At 40.2% G+C, this 21,536-nt stretch carries 18 protein-coding genes, 1 pseudogene and 1 riboswitch; of the genes and pseudogenes, 10 read left to right on the top strand and 9 right to left on the bottom strand.

Features of this window, described 5'->3' with window-relative positions:
* Positions 1–97: 97 nt before the first annotated feature.
* The 4 genes from AC4MDD_RS08285 to AC4MDD_RS08300 form a co-directional block, all read right to left on the bottom strand.
* Positions 98–1,297, bottom strand: a complete 1,200-nt coding sequence (locus tag AC4MDD_RS08285; protein ID WP_491882546.1) for an acyl-CoA dehydrogenase family protein — start codon at positions 1,295–1,297, stop codon at positions 98–100.
* A 17-nt stretch (positions 1,298–1,314) separates the two neighbouring features.
* Positions 1,315–2,601: an acyl-CoA dehydrogenase family protein gene (locus tag AC4MDD_RS08290; RefSeq protein ID WP_171065398.1), complete on the bottom strand. Its 1,287-nt coding sequence runs from the start codon at positions 2,599–2,601 to the stop codon at positions 1,315–1,317.
* Between the two features lie 231 nt (positions 2,602–2,832).
* Positions 2,833–4,206: an ABC1 kinase family protein gene (locus AC4MDD_RS08295; protein WP_419277441.1), complete on the bottom strand. Its 1,374-nt coding sequence runs from the start codon at positions 4,204–4,206 to the stop codon at positions 2,833–2,835.
* Between the two features lie 157 nt (positions 4,207–4,363).
* Positions 4,364–4,669, bottom strand: coding sequence for a hypothetical protein (locus tag AC4MDD_RS08300; protein ID WP_201706538.1), 306 nt, complete (start codon positions 4,667–4,669; stop codon positions 4,364–4,366).
* Between the two features lie 225 nt (positions 4,670–4,894).
* Here AC4MDD_RS08300 and AC4MDD_RS08305 point away from each other — a divergent pair, with 225 nt between their 5' ends.
* The 8 genes and pseudogenes from AC4MDD_RS08305 to AC4MDD_RS08340 all read left to right on the top strand — a co-directional run bounded on the left by AC4MDD_RS08305 (position 4,895) and on the right by AC4MDD_RS08340 (position 13,903).
* The gene (locus tag AC4MDD_RS08305) at positions 4,895–5,284 is read left to right on the top strand and encodes a lysozyme inhibitor LprI family protein (protein WP_491882547.1); all 390 of its coding nucleotides are present in this window, start codon (positions 4,895–4,897) and stop codon (positions 5,282–5,284) included.
* A 105-nt stretch (positions 5,285–5,389) separates the two neighbouring features.
* Positions 5,390–6,400, top strand: coding sequence for a 50S ribosomal protein L3 N(5)-glutamine methyltransferase (prmB, locus tag AC4MDD_RS08310; RefSeq protein WP_010326759.1), 1,011 nt, complete (start codon positions 5,390–5,392; stop codon positions 6,398–6,400).
* 15 nt (positions 6,401–6,415) lie between these two features.
* Positions 6,416–7,507 carry a chorismate synthase gene (gene aroC / locus AC4MDD_RS08315; protein WP_491882548.1) on the top strand — a complete coding sequence of 364 codons (1,092 nt, stop codon included), beginning with the start codon at positions 6,416–6,418 and terminating at the stop codon, positions 7,505–7,507.
* Positions 7,508–7,767: 260 nt separating this feature from the next.
* Positions 7,768–8,565: a hypothetical protein gene (locus tag AC4MDD_RS08320; protein ID WP_491882549.1), complete on the top strand. Its 798-nt coding sequence runs from the start codon at positions 7,768–7,770 to the stop codon at positions 8,563–8,565.
* A gap of 249 nt (positions 8,566–8,814) precedes the next feature.
* A riboswitch (glycine riboswitch) is annotated at positions 8,815–8,901 on the top strand.
* A gap of 132 nt (positions 8,902–9,033) precedes the next feature.
* Complete coding sequence (locus tag AC4MDD_RS08325) at positions 9,034–10,278, top strand: D-amino acid dehydrogenase (protein WP_491882550.1); 1,245 nt, start codon at positions 9,034–9,036, stop codon at positions 10,276–10,278.
* A gap of 182 nt (positions 10,279–10,460) precedes the next feature.
* Complete coding sequence (locus tag AC4MDD_RS08330; RefSeq protein ID WP_491882551.1) at positions 10,461–10,688, top strand: hypothetical protein; 228 nt, start codon at positions 10,461–10,463, stop codon at positions 10,686–10,688.
* A gap of 255 nt (positions 10,689–10,943) precedes the next feature.
* Positions 10,944–12,358, top strand: a pseudogene (locus AC4MDD_RS08335) (GGDEF domain-containing protein).
* A gap of 54 nt (positions 12,359–12,412) precedes the next feature.
* Entirely contained in the window at positions 12,413–13,903 is a 1,491-nt protein-coding gene (locus AC4MDD_RS08340) for an amidase (RefSeq protein ID WP_491882552.1), read from the top strand.
* 55 nt (positions 13,904–13,958) lie between these two features.
* Here the strand turns inward: AC4MDD_RS08340 and AC4MDD_RS08345 are convergent, their stop codons facing one another.
* The 3 genes from AC4MDD_RS08345 to AC4MDD_RS08355 all read right to left on the bottom strand — a co-directional run bounded on the left by AC4MDD_RS08345 (position 13,959) and on the right by AC4MDD_RS08355 (position 17,894).
* A complete protein-coding gene (locus AC4MDD_RS08345) occupies positions 13,959–15,113 on the bottom strand; it encodes an MFS transporter (protein WP_491882553.1) in 1,155 nt (384 codons plus the stop codon).
* A gap of 140 nt (positions 15,114–15,253) precedes the next feature.
* Positions 15,254–16,015 (bottom strand): 3-oxoacyl-ACP reductase, encoded by a 762-nt coding sequence (locus AC4MDD_RS08350; RefSeq protein ID WP_491882554.1) that lies wholly within the window; start codon positions 16,013–16,015, stop codon positions 15,254–15,256.
* Between the two features lie 172 nt (positions 16,016–16,187).
* Positions 16,188–17,894: an esterase/lipase family protein gene (locus AC4MDD_RS08355; RefSeq protein WP_491882555.1), complete on the bottom strand. Its 1,707-nt coding sequence runs from the start codon at positions 17,892–17,894 to the stop codon at positions 16,188–16,190.
* A 56-nt stretch (positions 17,895–17,950) separates the two neighbouring features.
* Between AC4MDD_RS08355 and AC4MDD_RS08360 the strand changes: the two genes are divergently transcribed.
* A protein-coding gene (locus AC4MDD_RS08360) for an IS4-like element ISAba33 family transposase (protein ID WP_326942947.1) occupies positions 17,951–19,041 on the top strand; the annotation gives its coding sequence in 2 pieces (ribosomal slippage) (positions 17,951–18,491 and positions 18,491–19,041; 1,092 coding nt in all).
* Here the strand turns inward: AC4MDD_RS08360 and AC4MDD_RS08365 are convergent.
* Positions 19,003–19,317 carry a hypothetical protein gene (locus AC4MDD_RS08365; protein ID WP_491882556.1) on the bottom strand — a complete coding sequence of 105 codons (315 nt, stop codon included), beginning with the start codon at positions 19,315–19,317 and terminating at the stop codon, positions 19,003–19,005. The genes AC4MDD_RS08360 and AC4MDD_RS08365 overlap by 39 nt on opposite strands.
* 133 nt (positions 19,318–19,450) lie before the next feature.
* Positions 19,451–20,530 carry a zinc-binding metallopeptidase family protein gene (locus tag AC4MDD_RS08370; RefSeq protein ID WP_491882606.1) on the bottom strand — a complete coding sequence of 360 codons (1,080 nt, stop codon included), beginning with the start codon at positions 20,528–20,530 and terminating at the stop codon, positions 19,451–19,453.
* Positions 20,531–20,859: 329 nt separating this feature from the next.
* Between AC4MDD_RS08370 and AC4MDD_RS08375 the strand changes: the two genes are divergently transcribed.
* Positions 20,860–21,351, top strand: a complete 492-nt coding sequence (locus AC4MDD_RS08375; protein WP_058869640.1) for a hypothetical protein — start codon at positions 20,860–20,862, stop codon at positions 21,349–21,351.
* Positions 21,352–21,536: the final 185 nt, after the last annotated feature.

Genomic DNA, 21,536 nt, shown 5'->3' on the forward strand with positions numbered 1-21,536 from the left:
CGAGCAATTTCTTATTTTGTATTACTTTCAATGTGAAACCATAATTCTTTATTTAGAGAAACCATGGCATCAACATATCTGAATGAGATGTTTTATATTATTTCAATTCGCTCGATGACTTTCCGAGTTCACGGCGTGCGATAATGAGTTGCTGAATTTGTTGCGTACCTTCAAAAATATCTAGAATTTTAGAATCTCTTGCCCATTTTTCTAAAAGCTCATCTTCGTTGTAACCAACCGTTGACGCAAGTTCGACGCACTTAAGGGTAATTTCATTACAAATTCGACCAGCTTTGGCTTTGGAAATGGAGGCTTCCTTTGAGTTCGGTTTCTTGTTATCTGCCATCCATGCGGCTTTTAAGGTCAGTAAACGTGCTGCTTCCCATTCGGCTTCCATACGATAAATTTGATTCACAATATGAGTCGTTTGTAAGTATGGGGTTATATATTGAGGATCTAAACAATCGCTGAAGATCTCTTTAATACGTTCTAGTGAGGCCTTGGCACAGCCTATAGCCATCGCTGCAACGAGCGGACGGGTATTATCAAAAGTTTCCATCACGCCAGCAAAGCCTTTAGCAATGTCAATTTCCGCATTTCCTAGTAGGTTTTTGGCTGGCACTCGGCAGTCGATTAAACGAATAACTGCGGTATCAGAGGCTTTAATTCCTAGCTTATGCTCTAACCGTTCTACTGTCATGCCAGCAGTTCCTTTAGGAATCACAAAAGATTTGATCGCTGAACGACCTAATTTTTTATCTAGAGTTGCCCAAACGACGATAGCATCGGCCCGGTCACCTGAAGTCACGAAAATCTTTTCACCATTTAAGATGTAATCTTCACCAACTTTTGTTGCCGTAGTACGAATAGCAGCAGAGTCCGAGCCACAGTTTGGTTCAGTGATTGCCATGGCTGCCCATGTGTTTTTGAAGCGTTGTAATTGCTCTTCATTGGCAACAGCTGCAATTGCTGAGTTTCCCAGCCCTTGACGGGGCATTGATAGGAGTAAAGCGGTATCTCCATAACACATTTCAATTACACTTAAAGCGGTAGAGAGATTCACTCCATTTTTATTACCTTGTTCATTGGTACCTCGCTTGCCGACAGCGGCCCCTGCGTTCATACCTTCACCGCCTTCATTCATACCATCGACTAAAGATGCCAACATATCCAGTTCTTTAGGATAGCTGTGTTCAGCTTTGTCGTATTTTCGGGAGATAGGGCGAAGTACATTGATGGCCACTTGGTGGGCTTGATCAATCAGTAATTTAAATTTTTTAGGGTTTTGTAAATTCATGCCAGTTTTCCTTTTTATTATGCATGTAGACCAGAGTGAACAATCGCTGTTGCACGTAAATCACGATACCAACGCTCAACAGGGTGTTCTTTGGTGAATCCGTGCCCACCTAAAATCTGTACACCATCGGTGCCAATTTTCATGGCTTTTTCGGCACAAAGTAAGCGTGCTAAATAGGCTTCACGGTGAAATGTCTGCCCAGATTCAGCTAGACTTGCGGCATTTAGAATGAGCATACGCATTGCATCAATTTCAATGGCCATATCGGCAATCATAAAAGCAACACTTTGACGATGTGAAATGGGTTCACCAAAGGCGGTACGTTCATTGGCATATTCAATACAATATTTTTTGACCGCCTCACATGTGCCGACCGCCATTGAACACCACATTAAATTGCCGAGGTCTAAAAATGCCGTGTAGTTGAAATCTTCATCACCTAAGCGTAAAGCAGGGGTTTGATTAAAAATTAAAGTTGCTGTTTCCGTTGCTTTGAGCCCCATAGCGGGAGATTTTTTAAACTGAATACTTTCATCCCGTCTGAGAATAAAAACTTCAGTTTGAGCATTAAGTTCAGCACTGACAAGGAAAATATCTGCACTTTCAGCCAATAGTACCAGTGTCTTTTCACCTTGAATAAAATATTGACCATCACGTGAAATGGCTTTGGTTTTTAACTGGTAAGGATTAAAAGCAGGCGTAACTTCTTGAATTGCAAAGCTAGCGCGAATGCTACTGTCTTGCGCAAAACTGTTTAAATATAAAGCTTGTACTTGCTCCGAACCCCATTGCGTAATGGCATTAATTACACTAAAGGTAGAGAGCATACCCGCGGCTAAACTAAAGTCACCTTTGGCCAGATGCTCCGCGATAAGCACATTACTCAGAATATTTTTCTCAGCAGCGACACCACCGAGTGCCTCAGGCAAAGCATAAAAGTTCAGACCTAGCTCTTCGATATATTGCCAAAGTTCTGTTGGAAAAGTTTCATTTTGATCGGCACTTGCGGCTAATGGGTAAAGTATATCGGCGGCAAACTGTGACATGGTGTCGATGGTCATTTGCTGATCTTCTGAATAGCTCAGATCAAATAATGATTTTTCTTGATTATTGAGTCGCTGTTTATGCAGATCCTTATTGGCTTTAAAGGCTTTTTGTGTTTTTGATAAAGTCTTATAGCCCGCTTTTGAGCCTTGATATAGCGATTTCTCCATAAATTTTCTAAGTTTTAATTGGTCAAGTACGTCGCTACTTGCCATTTTTGTGATCAGTGATAAGCCAAATCCCTGCGCCTTATTTACCATATTTGTCATTATTTTCATCCAGCAGAATTATTCTGTGGTTTTATGCTGACATAGCGGCATACGAATAACTATGTCATCACTGACATGATGTATTGTCAAAGATAAACGGTATGTGGTGTATTTTAAAATATTCTAATATTTTGTTTTTTAAGTTTTTTATTGAATCGTTTGGAATTGAAATGATTGATCAATTGACCAAAATGACGCAATGTCATTTTGGTCAATGAGCTTTTAGATAAATTTTTTCACCATTGAACGAACATTGGTTTTCGCTTCAATCACAGTCATAAAGGTATAAGCACCAATGAATTTACGGCTGATAAACATAAACTCTTTGGGTGGGACACTGAAATAACGAGATGCCATCGACTTTGAAGCTTGCTGCATTACACGGCTATGAAGTTGGCTTGCTTTCCAGTCATAAGCAAAGTGCTCATCCATAACACCAGTAGGTAAGTCTGGGTTATTGCTTGGACTGCTGAATGCTTCAGTTGCAAGTAAGAAGACTTTAGCCATATCCGGTTTAATGCTTTGAGGGATAGAGTCGAAAAACTCATAGCCTGTCATTGCTTGAACCATTTCTTCACTACTATGATTAAACCCAGCATGAATGAGCTTGCGTGCAACACCAAGTAAGTGTTCATCAAACTGTCGTATTGCGCCGAAATCAAGCAGAACGATTTTGTCCAAGATGTCATTGCCATTACCTAAGCGAACGAGGTAATTACCAAAGTTCGGGTCGGTCTGCATTTCACCCCATTCAAAAATCTCACGTACCGCAATTTCAAGTGATGCTTCGCCAAGTTTGTTGCGACGTTCTTGCGGCAGAGACAGCATGACAGGGCTGTTAATCGGCACGCCACGTTCAAATGTCATACACAATACTTGGTCTGTGCAGTAGCCATCTATAATTTGCGGCACGATGTAGCGTGGGTCTTCTTTTAAGCGAGCAGCAAAGCGGCGTGTGGTTGCAGCCTCAATTTTATAATTCACTTCACGGTGCATCATCTCACGAACTTCATCGAACCATTGGTCGAACTCGCGTGTTTGCGGCACCATACGTGTCAGTTTAAGCATGTTTTTAAACAGGCTCATGTCTGAGTCAATGGCTTCAGCAACGCCTGGATATTGAATTTTCAATACCATCTCTAAACCATCAGACTTACGCGTTGCACGGTGGACTTGTGCCAGTGATGCAGTGCCCAGTGGCTCATGATCGATGGTTAAATCATCTAGTTTAGAACCCAACTGGCTGTGCAGTTGCTGTTTTATCGCAGGCCACGCTAAAGCGACTGTTTGGTTATTTAAAGTATTTAAGGCTTGCGTGATTTCTTCAGGTAGAAAGTGTTCACCATAAAGCGCCATCATTTGGCCAATTTTGACGATAGAACCTTTAAGTTTGCCTATTTCAGAAACAAGATAATCGGCCTGTTCTTTCATTGCTTTTTTGCGTTTCTTTTCTTTTTCTTCTTCGCTAGAAAACATAGTTGTCGCATTAGAAGCAGCCCAACGTGTTCCAGCAAGCAACGAAGCTTTGGCAATCGATAAACGACGATCCATAGAGGAGGTTTTCAGTTGTTTAAGCTTATCGTTGTGATCTGACATAATTCAGTAAAATCCTTTCATCAGCAAGGGCAGCATTTTAGATTGTAACGGATAATATCGTGTATTCACGTATTAAAAAAGTTCAACTTGCTGAATCTCGAGTTAAAAAAGGCCATAAGTGTTAAGCAACCAACTAAATAAAGCCTAATCGGGATTGTTACATACGAAATTTTACTTTAAGTGTGTTTTTCTGAATCAATTCATCTTTATGCGTTTGTATGTGTTGCAGGATCATCTCTTGTACTGGTTGGTGCATAAATCCATGTGCATAACCTTTAACAATGATGATGCTCGGTAGGCTAAAAAAGAAGTATCGAGCATCCTCAATGGTTGCACATTCATAGATCCCTTGCTGCTGTAACAGCTTTTGAAAAAAGGCTTTTTCAGTGTCGACATGATTGTTTTCGGTGTCATTCCAATAGCGTTCACGCATCGCCATTAAATTGTTGTGTTTATAACTCATAAGTTTGGGGAATATTTGCAGAAGAACTCAATTTATAATAAGGCTGTTTGATCAGGTTTCAATGCAAAGCCTGTGAGTTCATGTAAAAGCTGTGCGGTGGAAATTTTATAAGAGGCTAGTATGTTCATACAAAATAGGATGTTATATTAAAGCGCTGCAGCACGTAGATGCTGTGAATGATTAGATTAAAAAATCAATGAAGAAAATTTGCTTTGGGGAAAGGAATTGAAACAAATATTCAGTGCGTTGCTTGTTGTGGGATTATTCAGTGGTTCAGCCTATGCAATGGGTCCAACTAAAAAATATGAAGCATGCATGAAGCAAACTGGCAATGTGTTGAGTGAAATTGATGCATGCATGAGTAAAGAATATAAAGTACAAAAAAAACGCTTAAAGAAAGTATTTAAGCCGTATTTAGCGAAGGCTCCTGTAGAAGAGCAAGGATTGGCTAAACAGTCTCATCAGCAATGGCTGGCGCAGCGTGATCAGATTTGTAATAACAAACCTATCGTGAAAAATGAAAAGACTGAATTACAGCGTATTTCGTGTCTGATGCAAATGACGCAAACCCGTGCAGATATGTACGAAGCACGTACAGGCCGTATCAGCAAATAAGAGCAAAGCGTATGAAAATGTGTTTGCTGTGCATCAAAACATTATAAATCATAGAAAAACAGGGTATCATAAGGCGTTTTTATTATGACCTTGGAGACGCCTTTAGTGGATCGCCCGACTATTAGCCCTGAACATATACAGGAAGCCGCTGAAAACTTAAGCACAATTCGTGATTTTATCCGTTTTGGAGTGACAGCATTACGTCAATACGATGCACATTTAGGTCAAGGTACAGAAGACTATTTTGCTGAAAGTTCAGCTTTGGTTTTACAAACTTTATCTTTAGATTGGAATGCGGATGCTGAAATCTTAGAGTCGAAGCTACTACCAAGCGAAAAGACAGAAGTTTTAAGCTTATTAGAACGTCGTATTAATGAAAAAGTACCGACTTCATATTTGCTTAATTTGGCATATTTTGATGGCAAACCATATTATGTCGACGAACGCGTATTGATTCCACGTTCACCGATTGCAGAATTGATTCAAAACCGTTTTGCACCTTATTGCTTAGGTGAAAATGGCCAAATGGGTGAGGCAGTCAATAACTTGCCAGAAAACCCAAATCCGAAAACGCCACAACGTATTTTAGATATGTGCACGGGTTCTGGTTGTATCGCGATTGCTTTGGCTTATGCGTACCCAGATGCCGAAGTAGATGCAACAGATATTTCTAAAGAAGCTTTAGAAGTGGCTCAAATTAACTCGGAACACCACGACAAACAGTATCAAGTGGCTTTACTTGAGTCTGACCTGTTCTCCAAAATTCCTGCTGAAAATCAATATGATCTCATCGTGTCGAACCCACCTTATGTGGACGCTGAAGACATGGCAGATTTACCTGAAGAATTCCACCATGAACCAGAATTGGCTCTGGCAGCAGGTCAGGATGGCTTAGATTTGGTTCGTAAAATGTTAGCTCAAGCGCCAGATTACTTAACTGAAGATGGTCTCATCGTGATTGAAGTGGGTAATTCTGAATGGGCAATGCGCCAAAACTTTAATACTGTTGATTTTTACTGGTTACAGTTCCAAAAAGGCGGTACAGGAATCTTTGCATTGACCGCTGCTCAATGCCGTCAATTCCGTGATTTATTCATTCAATCTGTTCAAGCATAAAAGGAGTCGTTAGACATGGCAGGTAATAGTATAGGGCAACTCTTCCGTGTAACGACTTGTGGTGAATCTCATGGTGTAGGCTTAATGGCGATTGTGGATGGTATTCCACCGGGCCTTGAGCTTACAGCAGACGATTTACAAAAAGATTTAGACCGTCGTAAGCCGGGCACCTCTAAATTTGCGACGCAGCGCAAAGAACCTGATGAAGTTGAAATCATTTCAGGTGTGTTTGAAGGTAAAACAACAGGCACACCAATTGGTTTATTGATCCGTAACACCGATCAAAAATCCAAAGATTACGGCAATATTGCACAAAGCTTCCGTCCGGGACATGCAGATTATACTTATACACAAAAGTATGGTTTCCGTGATTACCGTGGTGGTGGCCGTTCAAGTGCGCGTGAAACAGCTATGCGTGTGGCTGCGGGTGCAATTGCGAAAAAATACTTGGCTGAAAAGTTTGGTATTTTAATTCGTGGTCATGTAACCCAAATTGGGACTGAAATTGCGGAAAAATTGGATTGGAATGAAGTGCCTAATAATCCATTTTTCTGTGGCGATGTCGATGCCGTAACGCGTTTTGAAGCACTTGTGACTTCATTACGTGAACAAGGTACCAGTTGCGGTGCAAAGCTTGAAATTTTGGCTGAAAAAGTGCCTGTAGGTTGGGGTGAGCCTGTTTTTGACCGTCTAGATGCTGACATTGCCCATGCCATGATGTCTATTAACGCGGTCAAAGGGGTTGAAATTGGTGATGGTTTTGCCGTTGCTGGTCAGTTTGGACATGAAAGCCGAGATGAGTTAACCACTGATGGCTTCCTTGCGAACCATGCAGGGGGCATCTTGGGCGGTATTTCAAGTGGTCAAACCATTCGTGTGGCCATTGCTTTAAAACCAACAGCGTCTATTACTACACCGGGTAAAACCATCAATATTAACCGTGAAGATACGGATGTATTAACCAAAGGTCGTCATGACCCTTGTGTGGGTGTGCGTGCGGCTCCGATTGCAGAAGCAATGCTTGCGATTGTTTTAATGGATCACTTTCTGCGTCATCGTGCTCAAAATGCAGACGTCGTTGCACCATTTGCACCGATTGAATACTAGAAAATTCTCTTTATATTTAAGAGAATAGACATTAAAGTCAGACTTCGGTCTGACTTTTTTTATTTGCGTATGAAAGCTAATCTTAAATGTAAGAAAAGAGCTGTTGGCATATTATGCACGTTATGGTTATCACGATACTCAGAAAACGGCATCTTATCCATTAGATGCCAATGTAGGACAACCTTTGATTCATTTTCATTTGGTCTTACTGAGTAAGAAAATTTAGAGAGTTCATTTTTAAAAGAAAAAAGAAGGGGCGTATGAATAAAAAAATAAGCACAGCCAGACGAGGCACCATTATATTTTTATCATTACTCACAGTTTTGGTTATTTCATTGTTGATATACGGCTATGACAGTATGCATGACCCTGAAAAAGTCAAAGCGCGCTTATATGCTTGTGGAAAATTTGGTGATCGGCACATGCTTATTGATAAGCAGTATTTACTTTTTGGCAGAGTGATCTATCAAGGTGTTAATTACTGGGGGAAAAATATCAAAGAAGAACACGAGGCCAAAGGTTGTGATGATCAAATTCAAAGTATTGCTTTGAAAGTGAAATGGCCTGAAATGAGAACGTCGAGTGAAGGCTTTAGACTAGGTTCTGAGTATAAAAATGATATCACAATCGCATTAAACCAACGCTCAGTTTGGAAAGAGGAGTGGGGAAGTAAAGACTTTTTTAATGAGTTTTTACTTTTAAAACAATATTTAAGGAAAGGAATGTCTTCTGGTGGAGAAGAGGTGAGTGAAGTATGGATAGATGAAACAAAAACATTTAACTCAGATTTGGGACTCTACGAAATAGAGGTAAAAAGTGATGATGGTGTTGGAAAAAAGGTGTATTGGCAGGAGCATAAAGGTAAAGGGGTAAGTCTCACTATTGTATGTCTTTATTTTAAGAGTGGTGCAACAAGTTGTGAATTTAATACACATCAGCCCAATTATGGGTTTAATACGAGTTATATCACTATAAGCTTTCACAGTGAGTTACTACCGCATTGGCAAGAAATTTATCAAAATGCAGAACAACTCATTCATTCTTTTAATATTGAGTGAAACTAAAATGAAACGTCCAAAGAGTATAACCGTACCCATGCAGGAAGATGTTTAGATGACCTTAGGATAGCTCAGATGTACGATAGATATGTCCTATTTTAAAGCAGTGACAGCGTTATTTTGATCAGTATAGTGCAACGTTTGTCCTAAGCTGAGGTTGTGCTTTATAAAAATAAACGAAAGATAATACTTTAAGAGCAGTTTCAAATCGGATGATTACATGGTATATAAATTGCTCATAGAATAATAAGCATTATTGCAGGAGAGAAATGTTCTGCATTCGCCGAAGGAGCAACGACCCCGGAAACTCTCAGGCAAAAGGACTGTAATAATGAAAAAACTCTGGAGAGAAGTGTTCAATCACTCACCGAAGGGGATGGTTTAAAACGTCATGGGATGTTTTAGATCGAAGCTCTCAGGTACACATGACAGATGGGGTTGACATCAAACAATAAAAAGGAGGTGTCTATGTGTCATGTCGTTGTCATTGGTGCTGGAATCACAGGCGTCACAACTGCATATGAATTAAGCTTACTTGGTTATCAAGTGACCGTTGTTGATCGGCACTTATTTCCTGCGATGGAAACTTCTTTTGCAAATGGTGGACAACTGTCTGCATGTAATGCGGAAGTTTGGAATCAAAAATCGACAGTGCTGAAAGGCATGAAATGGATGTCTCAAAAATCTGCTCCTTTATTGCTCAATCCTGCGTTTAGTGTGCATAAATATGCATGGCTAATGGAATTTCTGGGTAATATTAAACATTATGAGGCAAATACCCATGAAACAGTACGATTGGCTTTATTGGCTCGTCAGCGCTTGTTCGAAATTGCGGATAAAGAGTCAATCGACTTCAATTTAGAAAAACGTGGTATTTTGCATTTTTATCATAATAAACAAGATTATGACGTTGCCATTCGAGTTAATGATTTACTCAATAAAGGTGGACTTGAACGTTCTGGTGTGTCCAACGAAGAAATTAAGCAAATTGAGCCGACATTGACCGGCGAATATTATGCTGGATTTTATTGTGAAGGCGATGCAACGGGTGATATTCATAAGTACACCACAGGGTTGGCTGAAGTTACCAAAAAGTTAGGTGTGAAGTATCGTTTTGGTATGGATGTGACAGATATCGAACATTTAACTTCAGGTGTTGAAGTGAAGTTACAGCCAAGTTCAGAGAATGTTGAACTGCTTCCAAATGAAGTGGAAATGTTGGCTGCCGATGCAGTTGTGGTTTGTGCTGGTGTGGGTAGTTATCAATTGGCCGAATTGGTCCAAGAACGCGTCAATGTTTATCCTGTAAAGGGATATTCGATTACGGTGATGTTAAATGACGAAGAAAGTCAGCAAAATGCGCCGTGGGTGAGCTTGCTAGATGAAAGTGCGAAAATTGTAACTTCACGTTTAGGTAAAGATCGTTTCCGTGTTGCGGGCACTGCTGAATTTAATGGCTATAACCGTGATATCCGTGCAGATCGGATTCAACCTCTGGTTGACTGGACCAATCGTAACTTTAAAGTTTCGACAGAGCATGCGGTTCCTTGGGCGGGCCTTCGCCCCATGATGCCGAATATGATGCCTGTAGTTCGCCGTGGAAAGCTAGAACGTGTGTTCTTTAATACAGGACATGGGCACTTAGGTTGGACGCTATCTGCGGCAACTGCGGCAATGATTAGTCAGGAAGTCGCGACAGCGTATCCTGTTTAATTCGAGTGCATTCTTGGATAGATAAAAACAAGTTTGCTTCGAGCTTGTTTTTATTATTTCTGTTTAATGATGTTATAATTCTGCCTTAATTTCAAAAGATTGCTCACAAATGAATACTTTAAACTTGAGCAAAAATAAGTAGTATTGTTTCAAGCAATTGATGACTAATGTGAAGGTGAATAATGATTAACATGAAAATGGCTTTGGTGGTTTTAGCTTCTGCAGCGATGCTGTCGCTTGCTGCGTGTAGTGACAAAAAACAAGAGACTGAACAAACGCCAGTGGAAAGTTCAGCAACTGAGACACCAGTAACCAATATTGAAGTTAGTCCAGAGATGATTGATGCTGCACCTTTAGAGTCTGAAGAAGCAGGTGCATCAGCACCAGCGGCAGCGTCTGAAGCAAAATAAGTCCAAAGATGATAAAAGCCTCCCGATGTGGAGGCTTTTTTTATGGGTGAGAGTGATATCAGCATTTAATCGTAAATATCTAGATTCAGGATATAAATCAAAAAATCATATTGAAACCATAACGAACAATCGATAGAGTTTATTTAGTAAATATTGTCAATCTGTGATGGTTTTCATCAATGCATCCTTTGCAAGCAAATGGACAGTAGAAAACATGATGTTTAATCATAACTCATGTAAAAATGAGGGAATATTTTGTACGCAGTTAAGCTCACAGAAGTATCGTTGAATTTTAAACAGCATGGCCGAGCATGTTTGATTGTTGCTGCGGTGATTTTTGTTTGCTGCTTGCTTGGGATATTTACTCGACCGATTGCATATTTCGCTTATTTTTGGCCAGCTAATGCTGTACTGATCGGCTTATTTTTACGGTTTAGGCCACTTAGAAATGTCGGCGGTTGGTTGGGCGCTTTTATTGGTTATATGTCGGCAGACTTAGCCACTGGGAATCATCTTGAGCTGACTTTGGCTTTAACAATCGCCAATTTTATGACGGTAGGCGTGTCTTTATTCTTTATCCATTATTTACAAATTGACTATCGTGCATATAACAAAGGCTTAAATTTTCTTTATCTTTTCTTGGGTGCTTTTCCAGCGCGATATTTGCCGTTGCGGTCGTTCCGTATATGCCACACACCTTTATGAGCACGCAAGACCTTTGGGCTGAGTTTTATATTTGGTGGACGGGGGAAGTTCTCAATTGTATTTCACTTTTACCCCTCATGTTGACCTTTCCTGCAGCGAAGAAATTAAAGTATCTTTGGAATAACCGTAGACAGTGTGAAACCCAGTTTGTCGATGTTTTACCCTTACTCTCAGTTTTAATTTCTGTGGCATGTACTCATCTGTTCTTTGGTCCTGGTGCCTTACTTTTCCCTCTAGCAGGGCTCATTTGGGCGGCTTTAAGTTACAACTTATTTTATGTGAGTATCATTAACAGTTTGGTTTGTTTTGTGACGTATCATAGTTTAACGACTTATTATATTTCACGTACAGCAGACAACTTCTTGGCCACTTCTATTTCGGTGCGTATAGGGCTGTGCATGTTGATGATTGCACCTTTACTTTTATGTATTGTGAGTCGTAATCGTCATGATCTATATAAAGAAGTGCTCTATCTGGCTAACCATGATCCCTTAACTCATGTGGGAAATCGCCGTTTTTTCTTCACTCAAACTGAAAACTTATTGAAGGAAAATCTGGTTAAATCGATGAGTATCATTGTGCTAGATATTGATCATTTCAAGAAAATGAACGATCAATATGGTCACTATATTGGTGATGTATTGCTACAAAGCTTTGCCACAACGGTGAAAAGTAATTTGCGTGAACAGGATTTATTTGCACGTATGGGCGGTGAGGAATTTGTGGTGGTGTTAAATAATACCACTGAAATTGAATCGCAAATCATTGCAGAACGTATCTGCCGTGCTGTCGCTACTTCAAAAACTCAAGTTGTGCATGCTGTTTTGAGTATGACGGTGAGTCTTGGTGTGGTGCATCAAGTTTTACCAACGCAAAATAGCCTACAGAGCTTGTTAAATCGTGCTGATCGGGCGTTATACCAAGCCAAAACTTTAGGACGTAATCAAGTACAACTTGCCTCATAGGTTAAAATTTAGTAAAAGTATAAAACAATAAAAACTATAGATACTTGGATAAAAATGAATTTTTCTGAATACCTTCGTTATGATGGGCTGGGTTTAGCTGAGTTGGTTGCACAAAAACAAATCCATCCCGCTGAATTATTACAAATTGCAATTGAGCGTAGCCAGCAAACCAATCCTGCTTTAAATGCGATTATTATTCCGATGCATGATTATGCCAAGAACAGAGCACAGAATGCATTGTCTGGCCCATTTGCAGGGGTGCCTTTTTTAGTAAAGGATTTATTTCAAGAATATGCCGGTTATCCAACTTCTTATGGATGCCAAGCATTTAAACGCACAGGCCATATTGCAGAACATAATGCAGAAATCGTAAACCGGTGGGAAAACACAGGCATTTTAACTTTTGGCCGTACCAATACCCCTGAGTTTGGAATCAAAGGCATTACAGAATCGGATGCTTGGGGAGCCTGTCATAATCCTTGGAATTTAAAACATAACAGTGGTGGCTCATCGGGTGGTTCCGCTTCTGCGGTGGCCGCAGGAATTGTTCCTATTGCGGGTGCGGGCGACGGCGGCGGATCGATTCGAATTCCTGCATCATATTGCGGTTTATTTGGTTTAAAACCGAGTCGCGGACGTACGCCGTGGGGCCCAGATATGAGTGAGGCAATGCACGGCGCCGCGATACAGCATGTATTGAGTAAAAGTGTTAGAGACAGTGCAGCGATGTTAGATGCAACACAGGGTGCAGAGCATAGCTCATTGTTTAAAATTGAACTGCGCAGCCAAAGCTATTTGGCCTGTCTACAGCAGCCTGTAAAAAAACTTAAAATTGCATTTAGTACCCAATCGCCTATCGGAACCACAGTGTCTAAAGATGCAATTGATGCTGTGCAGCATACTGCACGTTTGTTGGAGTCTTTAGGGCATACAGTGGTCGAAGCACAACCTGAGATAGATGGTATGTCTTTGGCCAGAGACTTTATCACGACGTGGTTTAGTCAATTTTCTTATATGTTAGAGCAGATCAAGCAACAGGTTCCGACCACAGCAGGAGATTTTGAGCTGGATTCTTTAGCTTTGGCTGCCTTTGGTGCGAAAACGACTGCGTTAGAATATATTCATAATCTGAATAATTGGGGCGTGTATGTCACTAAAATGAACCAATTCTTTGATCATTATGATCTTTATCTGACTCCTGCTACAGCTTCAGTCGCACCCCAAAATGGGCAAATTTCTACTCCATCATGGCAAAAACCAATTTTAAAAAGTTTATTAAAAGTCGGCAAAGCGCATCTACTGGCACAAGGAAAACTGGTCGATAAAATTGTGAAAGATAATTTACGTTGGGTGCCTTTCACTCAGTTAGCCAATATCACAGGCTTACCTGCGATGTCTGTACCTTTGTATTGGAATGCTGATAATCTTCCGCTTGGTTCACAGTTCATTGCGCCTTTTGCCCGTGAAGATCGGCTCTTACAGTTGGCTAGTCAGCTTGAACAGGCCCAGCCATGGTTTCATAAATATAGTGAAATCAAAGTTTAGAAAGCTGATTAATGAAACTGCTGCAATTTATGCGCGCAGATCAGAAGAGAACTTTTTAAGCTTGAACTTCTTTGGGTAAGTAGCGAATAAAACCCAAACCGAGTAGAACCGCACAGCCTGCCAAAATAAAAATAAGTTCGCCTGACAGGCTGTGCCAATAATGTCCTGCAAGAATACTTCCAGATGCTACACCCAGTCCCCACATGGTGCTATACAGGGCTTGACCACGTCCTTGTTGTCCTAAACTAAAGTTTTGGAAAATGATACGCATGGCGATGAGATGAAATAAACCAAAGCTAAAGGCATGAATGGTTTGTGCGAAGAACTGGATCGCGAAGATTTGTGGAAAAGAACCGACCATAAACCAGCGTAGCGCCGTGAGGATCAGACAAATAGACACCATGAGTCGCCATGAAAAGCGTTTGAAAAAAACGTGAGCAATGGCAAACATAATAATTTCGGCCATGACACCGATAGCCCACAAAAAACCAATTTCTGTGGTTGAGTAACCGGCTTGTTTTAAGAAGTTGCTATAAAAACTATAAAAGGGTGCATGTGAAAAAAGCAGAATAAACTCGATACCGAAAAATGCAGCGACAACGGGTTTTTTTAAAATTGGTAATAATGGCTCGAGCTGCCCTTGTGAATTGGGTGCAGTGGTTGGTTCTTTGATGCTAAATGACCAAATAAAGGCCAAAAAAGAAATACACAGCAATAAAACTGGCAGCATAGAGATGGGTAAAATCTCTAATAAGGCTCCGATACCAAAAACCCCGACAATAAAACCGACAGAGCCCCATTTTCGAACTTTTCCATACAAAGCACTGCGCTGTTCCGCGAGCCAAAATAGCGTAACGCCTTCAAATTGAGCCAGAATGGCATTTTGGAAGAAGCTAAAGATCAGCATGAGCAGGGCGATCGCCTGAAAGGAGTTTGGAATGATAAAAATCATGAACCAAATACAGGCTTCCATCCACGTTGCGACTCTGACCAAGAGCATCCGTTTCCCTGATTTATCTGCAATCCAGCCCCAAATAAAAGGAGCAAAAAAACGGGTAATGATCGCAATTGAGGAAAGGATACCGATTTCACTGTAGTTAAAGCCTTGATCTTCGAGATACAGGCTCCAAAACGGCATGAACGTGCCCACAATGGAATAATAAAAAAAGTAAAAGCCAGCCAGTCGGTGCCGAATGGGTAAAGAAAGCATCGTACTGTATTCCTTGCTAGGGTGAGCAGATTCTGAAGAAGACTTGAACCTAAAACAAAGCTTCAAGTCGATGAAGCTTCAAGAATTTTAAAATGGATTGTTTAAATCATGCTTATTCAGAGTTTAGGGATTAAAGCTCATTAGCCTTTGACTAAACCACCATCCACAATCAAGTTTTGACCTGTCACAGCACAAGAATATGGCGATAAGAACATTAAAATGGCTGAAGCAAATTCCTCAGGTGTAACTACACGACGCAGTGGTGTTGCACTCGCGATGTAATTAAAAACTTCATTGGGCGTACTTTTACTGGCATCGGTGGTTTGTAGTAAACCGCCAGAGAGCATATTGATATTAATACCGTATTGACCAAGTTCATGTGCAGAGGTACGAGTAAATGCCAATAATGCAGCCTTCGCTGTGGTGTAGTCATGATAAGGTACAACTGGGTTCTGCACCAGGTTGGTTCCGATGTTTACAATGCGTCCAAACTGACCTTGTTTCATACCTTCAAGCGCTGCTTGGGTAGTATTCAAAGCGGCTTTAACTGCACCTTCAAATTGTTGTTGCATGGTTTCCCAGCGTAGCTCATGAATTTTTGGGCGGGCCTCACCATTAAACTCGAATTGAATGAGCGCATTATTAATCACGGCGTTGATATGCTGTCCAAAATGTTGAAAGCTTGCGTCAAACATACTTTTGACTTGTGCACTGTCTGTAACATCTGCTTGGTAGATAAAGATCTGCTCGGGATACTGCTGAACTAAGGTTTGCGCTGCAACGTGGCTGTTCAAATAATTCACGACTACACGAGCACCTTCATTGATTAAGGTGTGTGTAATTGCAAGACCTAAACCGCGTGCGCCACCTGTGACCAGTACAATTTGATTTTTAATGTGCATAATGTTTCCGAGCAGATAAATGTATGTATTTTTAGATAAAGCAAGTATATCAAAACCTTTCCGTACCTTAGGTTTTACAACTGCTACTTTTCAAGTTTTCGATGCTCATTTAGCTGGGTTAGAGTATTCGGATAAAAATCTCTAAGCAGGAGAACATTTTTATTACTATTGATTATTGAGCCTGATTTTGCTCAAGGTGTAGCCTCAAAATACGACGCAATTCTAATAATGTTTCTGCTTCCTCATGCACAGAATGATTGCCTTTAATGATTTTTTCAGAGACTGCTTGTTCTAAATGTGAACTTGAATAGGGCACAATACCATCGCTCATATCATGTATGTCATTGGTCTGACGGTGATTGCCAATAATAGAATGATAAGGAACTGTGGATACAGGCATGATGTTACTGGTCAAAGCCATAAAGCGTGACTTTGGACTTAAGTCGTCAGGGCCAGATTGCACCATGCCTTTGGTGCTAGAGCTACCATTGAGCTGTATATCCACTTGGTTAAAGAAAGTGATCGGCAATTTCACCATTTTCTTCACCATTTCCATATACCAGCGGTCAGACAGTTCACTGCCACGGTGAGGCGCGGCAATAAAAATTGCACGTCCAATGGGTAAATCAGGATGAAATTGAAAACGCTCTTTGATTACGGGGTATTGTTGTAATCGGGTGTATTGCTCATAGTTTAACAGTGGAATCACTTGCTCAGAAATATCGTGCTCACTAATCAGTAAGCGACTAATGACGCCCCCCATACTATGTCCAATCAGCACGGCGTCACTGGCCGAGCGAGAGTTGGGTTGAACTTGTGCAAAGGCTTGTTTAAGTAGTGCATGAATCTGATAGCGGCTTTCAACAATCGGCATATTGGTTGAATAAAACACCTGCCATACCTGAAAGTTTTCTCGTAAAACTTTATCCCCCAAAATGTTATTGGTCAGATTGACCCAAGTTTCAGGGCTGCTGGCGAGACCATGAATAAGTACAATCACTTTTTTATTCGGTTGGTAGGGTTCAAGCATATAGACATGTGGCATACGCAAGTGCTCAGTTTTATCGAGCAAGGTTAAGTAGCCTGTAGAGCCCAGTTTATTTTCTGCCAGCCAATAAGCAAAAGGCACAGAATAATTCGCCGTGAGGATATATTTTTGTTGATGTATGTCTACATACTTTTGCGTATAAGGATTAAATAGCTCAATCTCAAAAATGGCTTTGCCATTAAGCACATCTTCAATGCTGCTTTCAGGGTTTAAAGGTTGCGCTGCTGCGGTTACGGACAAATAGCGTGCAGGATGGATATTGGGATTGGTTTGATTTTGATAAAAAGATATCGTGTCAAGGATAAAATCATTTTTATGAATAGGATCCGCTTCAGCCACAACCGCAAACTCTGCGCCCAGACCATCTTGACGGTTGACTTGATAAAAACCTGAAAAATTTAAGTTATAACTGGATTGAACTCGGTCAATGGTTTTACTTTTCAGTTCAGGATAGTGTTCTAAGTTCACAATATATTGACGTTGTTGGACGTTGAGTTGCCCGGGAACTTGATGAAAAGGCTGCGTACGGTACGCCGTGGTAATTAAACGCGACAAAGCGACATTGTAAAAAGTGCGGACATGCATTTGTCTTTGATCAAAAACACGGGTACTTGGGCTTTCTTGCATTTTAAATAAATACACATAGCTATAGCGTAAGCTTTGGTCGAAGGCATTAAGGCTCTGTTCTAAGCAGTGATTATTTTCACTATGTAGCTGTGCTTGGGTACAGTTGCGTTGTTTTGAAATATCTAAAGCTTGGGCTAAATACAGTTCACTTAAAGCGGCATAGCGTTCATCTGCAGCAATATCTGTTTGCTTTGTACACGACAAAAAAAGATAACTCATTGAAATAATGGCATAATACTTGTTTTCTGACGACGAATATGATGACACATTTCAATGAGTTACATCTCATCTTAAACAAATATCTAAAGTGGAACAAGTCACATGTAAAATGTTTTACACTGATTATGCTTGCATTAATTGTAAAACAGACATGTAATCTTTCTTCTGCATCTAAAGCCTTACCCATCAAGTGCTTACCACAATCATTTTATCGACGTATACAACGCTTCTTTGCAGATCAGTATTTCGATTATCGTCAAATTTCTCAGTTAATTTTCAATATATTTTCATTTGATAAAGTCCAATTAACTTTGGATAGAACTAATTGGAAATGGGGAAAACGAGATATCAATATCTTGATGTTAGCCATCGTCTATCGTGGAATAGCGATACCTATTGTTTGGACATTGCTCAATAAACGTGGAAATTCAGATACAAAAGAGCGTATTGCTTTGATTCAACGCTTTATCTCCATTTTTGGTAAAGATCGTATTGTGAATGTGTTTGCAGACAGAGAATTTATCGGTGAGAAATGGTTTACATGGTTAATTGAAAATGACATTAACTTCTGTATACGTGTTAAAAAAACTTTATTGTGACCAATCACTTAGCCAAGAATCATAAAATTAGTGATTTATTTCGTCATCTTCAAGTTGGTCAAACTGAATGTCGTAAACGACGTATTTGGGTTGGTCGAGTGAAACTGTATATTAGTGCGCTACGATTAGAAGATGGAGAACTTTTACTTGTTGTTTCTCCTATGTTTAATGCTTCTGCTATTCGTGATTATGCATTACGCTGGGAAATCGAAACCTTATTTAGTTGTCTCAAAGGACGTGGATTCAATCTTGAAAATACTCGTTTAACAGACCCTAGACGAGTCAAAAAATTGATAGCAGTGCTAGCTATCGGTTTCTGTTGGTGCTATTTAACAGGTGAATGGCAACATGATCGAAAAAAAGCGATAAAAATAAAGAAGCATGGACGACTTTCAGTAAGTTTATTTCGCTACGGTTTGGACTATGTTCAAATGGCTATTCTACGTTTGATTGGTTTTGGAAAAAAAGAAGAATTTAAGAAAGTGCTCGCAATTTTAAGAAAGAATAAGCCTGATAGGACAAGGGCCCTGTGAAATTTGTCGTGTACAGAGATCTGTTTGTATGTTTAAGCGTTGCAAACATGTTTCAAATTCAGCGGTGCATTGCTGTGGCGTCAGGCTGAGTAGTTTGAGTAAGCTGGTGGTTTCCGCACTCAATTGTTCGTGGGTTAAGATATTTTCGGACTTGCTACGAATAGCCTGATGGATATTATTTTCTTTAACTTTGACCAACTGGCAGGCCGGCAGTAAAACAATCGTTAGCCCTAAAATGATTGGTCGCGTGAAAGTATGATGTCTCGTTAAAAGCATAGTTTTTAGCACGGACGTTATCTATATAGGCTAAAGATGTCTTTCATTTTAAGACAATTTCTAACGAGTTACATCCAGATTCGGTCCGATCTTTTGTGTCCCTAGACATAACTTAAGAACGCTTATATTCAGCTCAAGCAATTTGGCGAGCAAAGGCTTTGCCCAAAACATGTTTATGTATAAATCGTAATTTATCGAGGACTGGCGCTGATAGCGTAAATGGATAAGCATCTTCTAAACCCATACTGCGATTTAACGCATTTAAGTTAAAAGTCAGTGTCATCCACTGTTTGAGGAGTAAATCAAAATCTTGAGCGCCGATTGGATTTTCATAAAAGCTTAAGTCATGCGTATCTTTTCGATTATTACGCACGATTAAACCTGCATAGTAAGCGGTTTCCAATGTGTCCATCATGTGTAAATAGTGTGCCCATGTTTCTGCCCAGTCTTCCCAAGGATGTGTGCTGGCATAAGAGCTGACATAAAATTGGTCCCAGTTTTGTGGTGCGCCATCTTCATAGTGACGTTGTAGTGCTGCGTTATAATCTTGACGCTCATCTCCAAAATACTGACGGAACTCGTCGACCAGCTCAGGATGTAGCGATTTAATGAGGTCAAAATAATAATGACCACTTTCATGACGGAAATGCCCCAAAAGCGTACGGTAGTTTTCACCCATTTTAATACGGGTCGTTTCCCTATAGATGACATCTGCTTCACTGGCATTGAGTGTAATGACGCCATTAGCATGTCCTGTCAGCACAGGGTGCTCTGGTTCAGGCATGAGAAAATTAAAACGGAGTCCGTAGCGATCATCATCGTTATATTTGGGCCTTGGCATAATATTCAGGCGTTGCATTAAATACAGAAAACGCCGTTTAGCATGTTCGAGCCGTGACCAATAGACGATATGATCAGGGTTATCTAGAGTAGGAATGGTATATGTGAGTACACAAGACTCACAGTAGATGTCGTTGCTCTCTGCGGGAATAACCCAATTACAGACCTGATGATGCTGATAGTTATAACAAGGCTTATAACGCTTCATCTGGTATTTTTCATTTAGCGCTAACCAAAGAACAGGGCTATGCTGTTCAAAACTCCCCATATCTTTTTCTGATGCAATATAACCGAGTGTAGTTTGGCAGCTCACACATTGTGAGTTGGCAAAAAAAACTTGGTTTTGACAGGATGCGCAACTAAAGAATTTCATCGGCGGCTGTGTCTTTGGTGAGCTTTTAGAACCAGTATAAAGGATGTCGGTTCCCTTCGTCATGTTCTGTCATCTGTTTTGATAGGCTTGCAAAGTTGAGTATTCATTGAGAGCATATTAGAAAGAATACATGTGCTTGGTTAGTAGCGAGCTTTTCAGCAGGTTCTTTTCTTTCATATTTGTATAAAGAAATATAAATTTTAAAATTTATAACCTGAATGAACGAAAAAGCTTGATTTAGGTGCAGATTCGTCAAAAATAGGGGCTGGGAAAAATCAAAGCTTCATTTTAGAATTTCAAAGCCTTTTAAGTTTCTGGGAGTAAATATAATGATAACGAACGTATCGCCAAAAAAATGGTTACTCATGAGTTTGGGGGCGATGTTGCTTTCAGGTTGTGCGACAACCTCTACAGACCCAAGTCGTCAAAATGTGGGTACCACAGGTTTACTCATTTGTGCGCAGAATGAGCTTTGTCCAGTGGTTACTGTGAGCTGGAATGAATCGAACAAAGAGTTGCTTAAATTAAAAATGCATTTGAGCAGCACTTATAATAAATACGATATTCAAAAGGTCGTGTTTACCAATGGACAAAAAAGCCAAACTTTTGCTGTCACTGGACCAACAGAGCATGATCATGTGTTAGGCACCGACCGTTCGACCAATTATATTTTAGCGCCTGTAAATTTGATGAGTAAGTTAAAAGGAACGGATTCGATCAAAATGAATATTTATACAGATCAAGGTATTATCTCTCGATATGTGTATAAAGATGGCGTCTCCGCTCCAATTTTGGGTGAGTTCCAAAAAGCTTATCAATAAAAGAAAAATCGCCATCTGGCGATTTTTTTGCTTATAAGTGAGAGAAAACTAAAAGTTGCGAGGACATAAGAGCTCATGTCCATAAGGTGTTTTGCTTCTAGGGATGTAAACATTCGGCCTTTGACGGATAAAAAGTCAAGCTGAATAGCCCGAAATGCACTTTGATGTATCAATTTTAAAAATAT

The sequence above is a fragment of the Acinetobacter sp. CAU_H_29a_1 genome (genome assembly GCF_058599505.1).

Excerpts from the sequence above, each read along its gene's own strand:
- AC4MDD_RS08285 (WP_491882546.1), bottom strand. The coding sequence starts at position 1,297 with ATGAATTTACAAAACCCTAAAAAATTTAAATTACTGATTGATCAAGCC.
- AC4MDD_RS08290 (WP_171065398.1), bottom strand. The coding sequence starts at position 2,601 with ATGGTAAATAAGGCGCAGGGATTTGGCTTATCACTGATCACAAAAATG.
- AC4MDD_RS08295 (WP_419277441.1), bottom strand. The coding sequence starts at position 4,206 with ATGTCAGATCACAACGATAAGCTTAAACAACTGAAAACCTCCTCTATG.
- AC4MDD_RS08300 (WP_201706538.1), bottom strand. The coding sequence starts at position 4,669 with ATGAGTTATAAACACAACAATTTAATGGCGATGCGTGAACGCTATTGG.
- aroC (WP_491882548.1), top strand. The coding sequence starts at position 6,416 with ATGGCAGGTAATAGTATAGGGCAACTCTTCCGTGTAACGACTTGTGGT.
- AC4MDD_RS08320 (WP_491882549.1), top strand. The coding sequence starts at position 7,768 with ATGAATAAAAAAATAAGCACAGCCAGACGAGGCACCATTATATTTTTA.
- AC4MDD_RS08325 (WP_491882550.1), top strand. The coding sequence starts at position 9,034 with ATGTGTCATGTCGTTGTCATTGGTGCTGGAATCACAGGCGTCACAACT.
- AC4MDD_RS08330 (WP_491882551.1), top strand. The coding sequence starts at position 10,461 with ATGATTAACATGAAAATGGCTTTGGTGGTTTTAGCTTCTGCAGCGATG.
- AC4MDD_RS08340 (WP_491882552.1), top strand. The coding sequence starts at position 12,413 with ATGAATTTTTCTGAATACCTTCGTTATGATGGGCTGGGTTTAGCTGAG.
- AC4MDD_RS08345 (WP_491882553.1), bottom strand. The coding sequence starts at position 15,113 with ATGCTTTCTTTACCCATTCGGCACCGACTGGCTGGCTTTTACTTTTTT.
- AC4MDD_RS08350 (WP_491882554.1), bottom strand. The coding sequence starts at position 16,015 with ATGCACATTAAAAATCAAATTGTACTGGTCACAGGTGGCGCACGCGGT.
- AC4MDD_RS08365 (WP_491882556.1), bottom strand. The coding sequence starts at position 19,317 with ATGCTTTTAACGAGACATCATACTTTCACGCGACCAATCATTTTAGGG.
- AC4MDD_RS08370 (WP_491882606.1), bottom strand. The coding sequence starts at position 20,530 with ATGAAATTCTTTAGTTGCGCATCCTGTCAAAACCAAGTTTTTTTTGCC.
- AC4MDD_RS08375 (WP_058869640.1), top strand. The coding sequence starts at position 20,860 with ATGATAACGAACGTATCGCCAAAAAAATGGTTACTCATGAGTTTGGGG.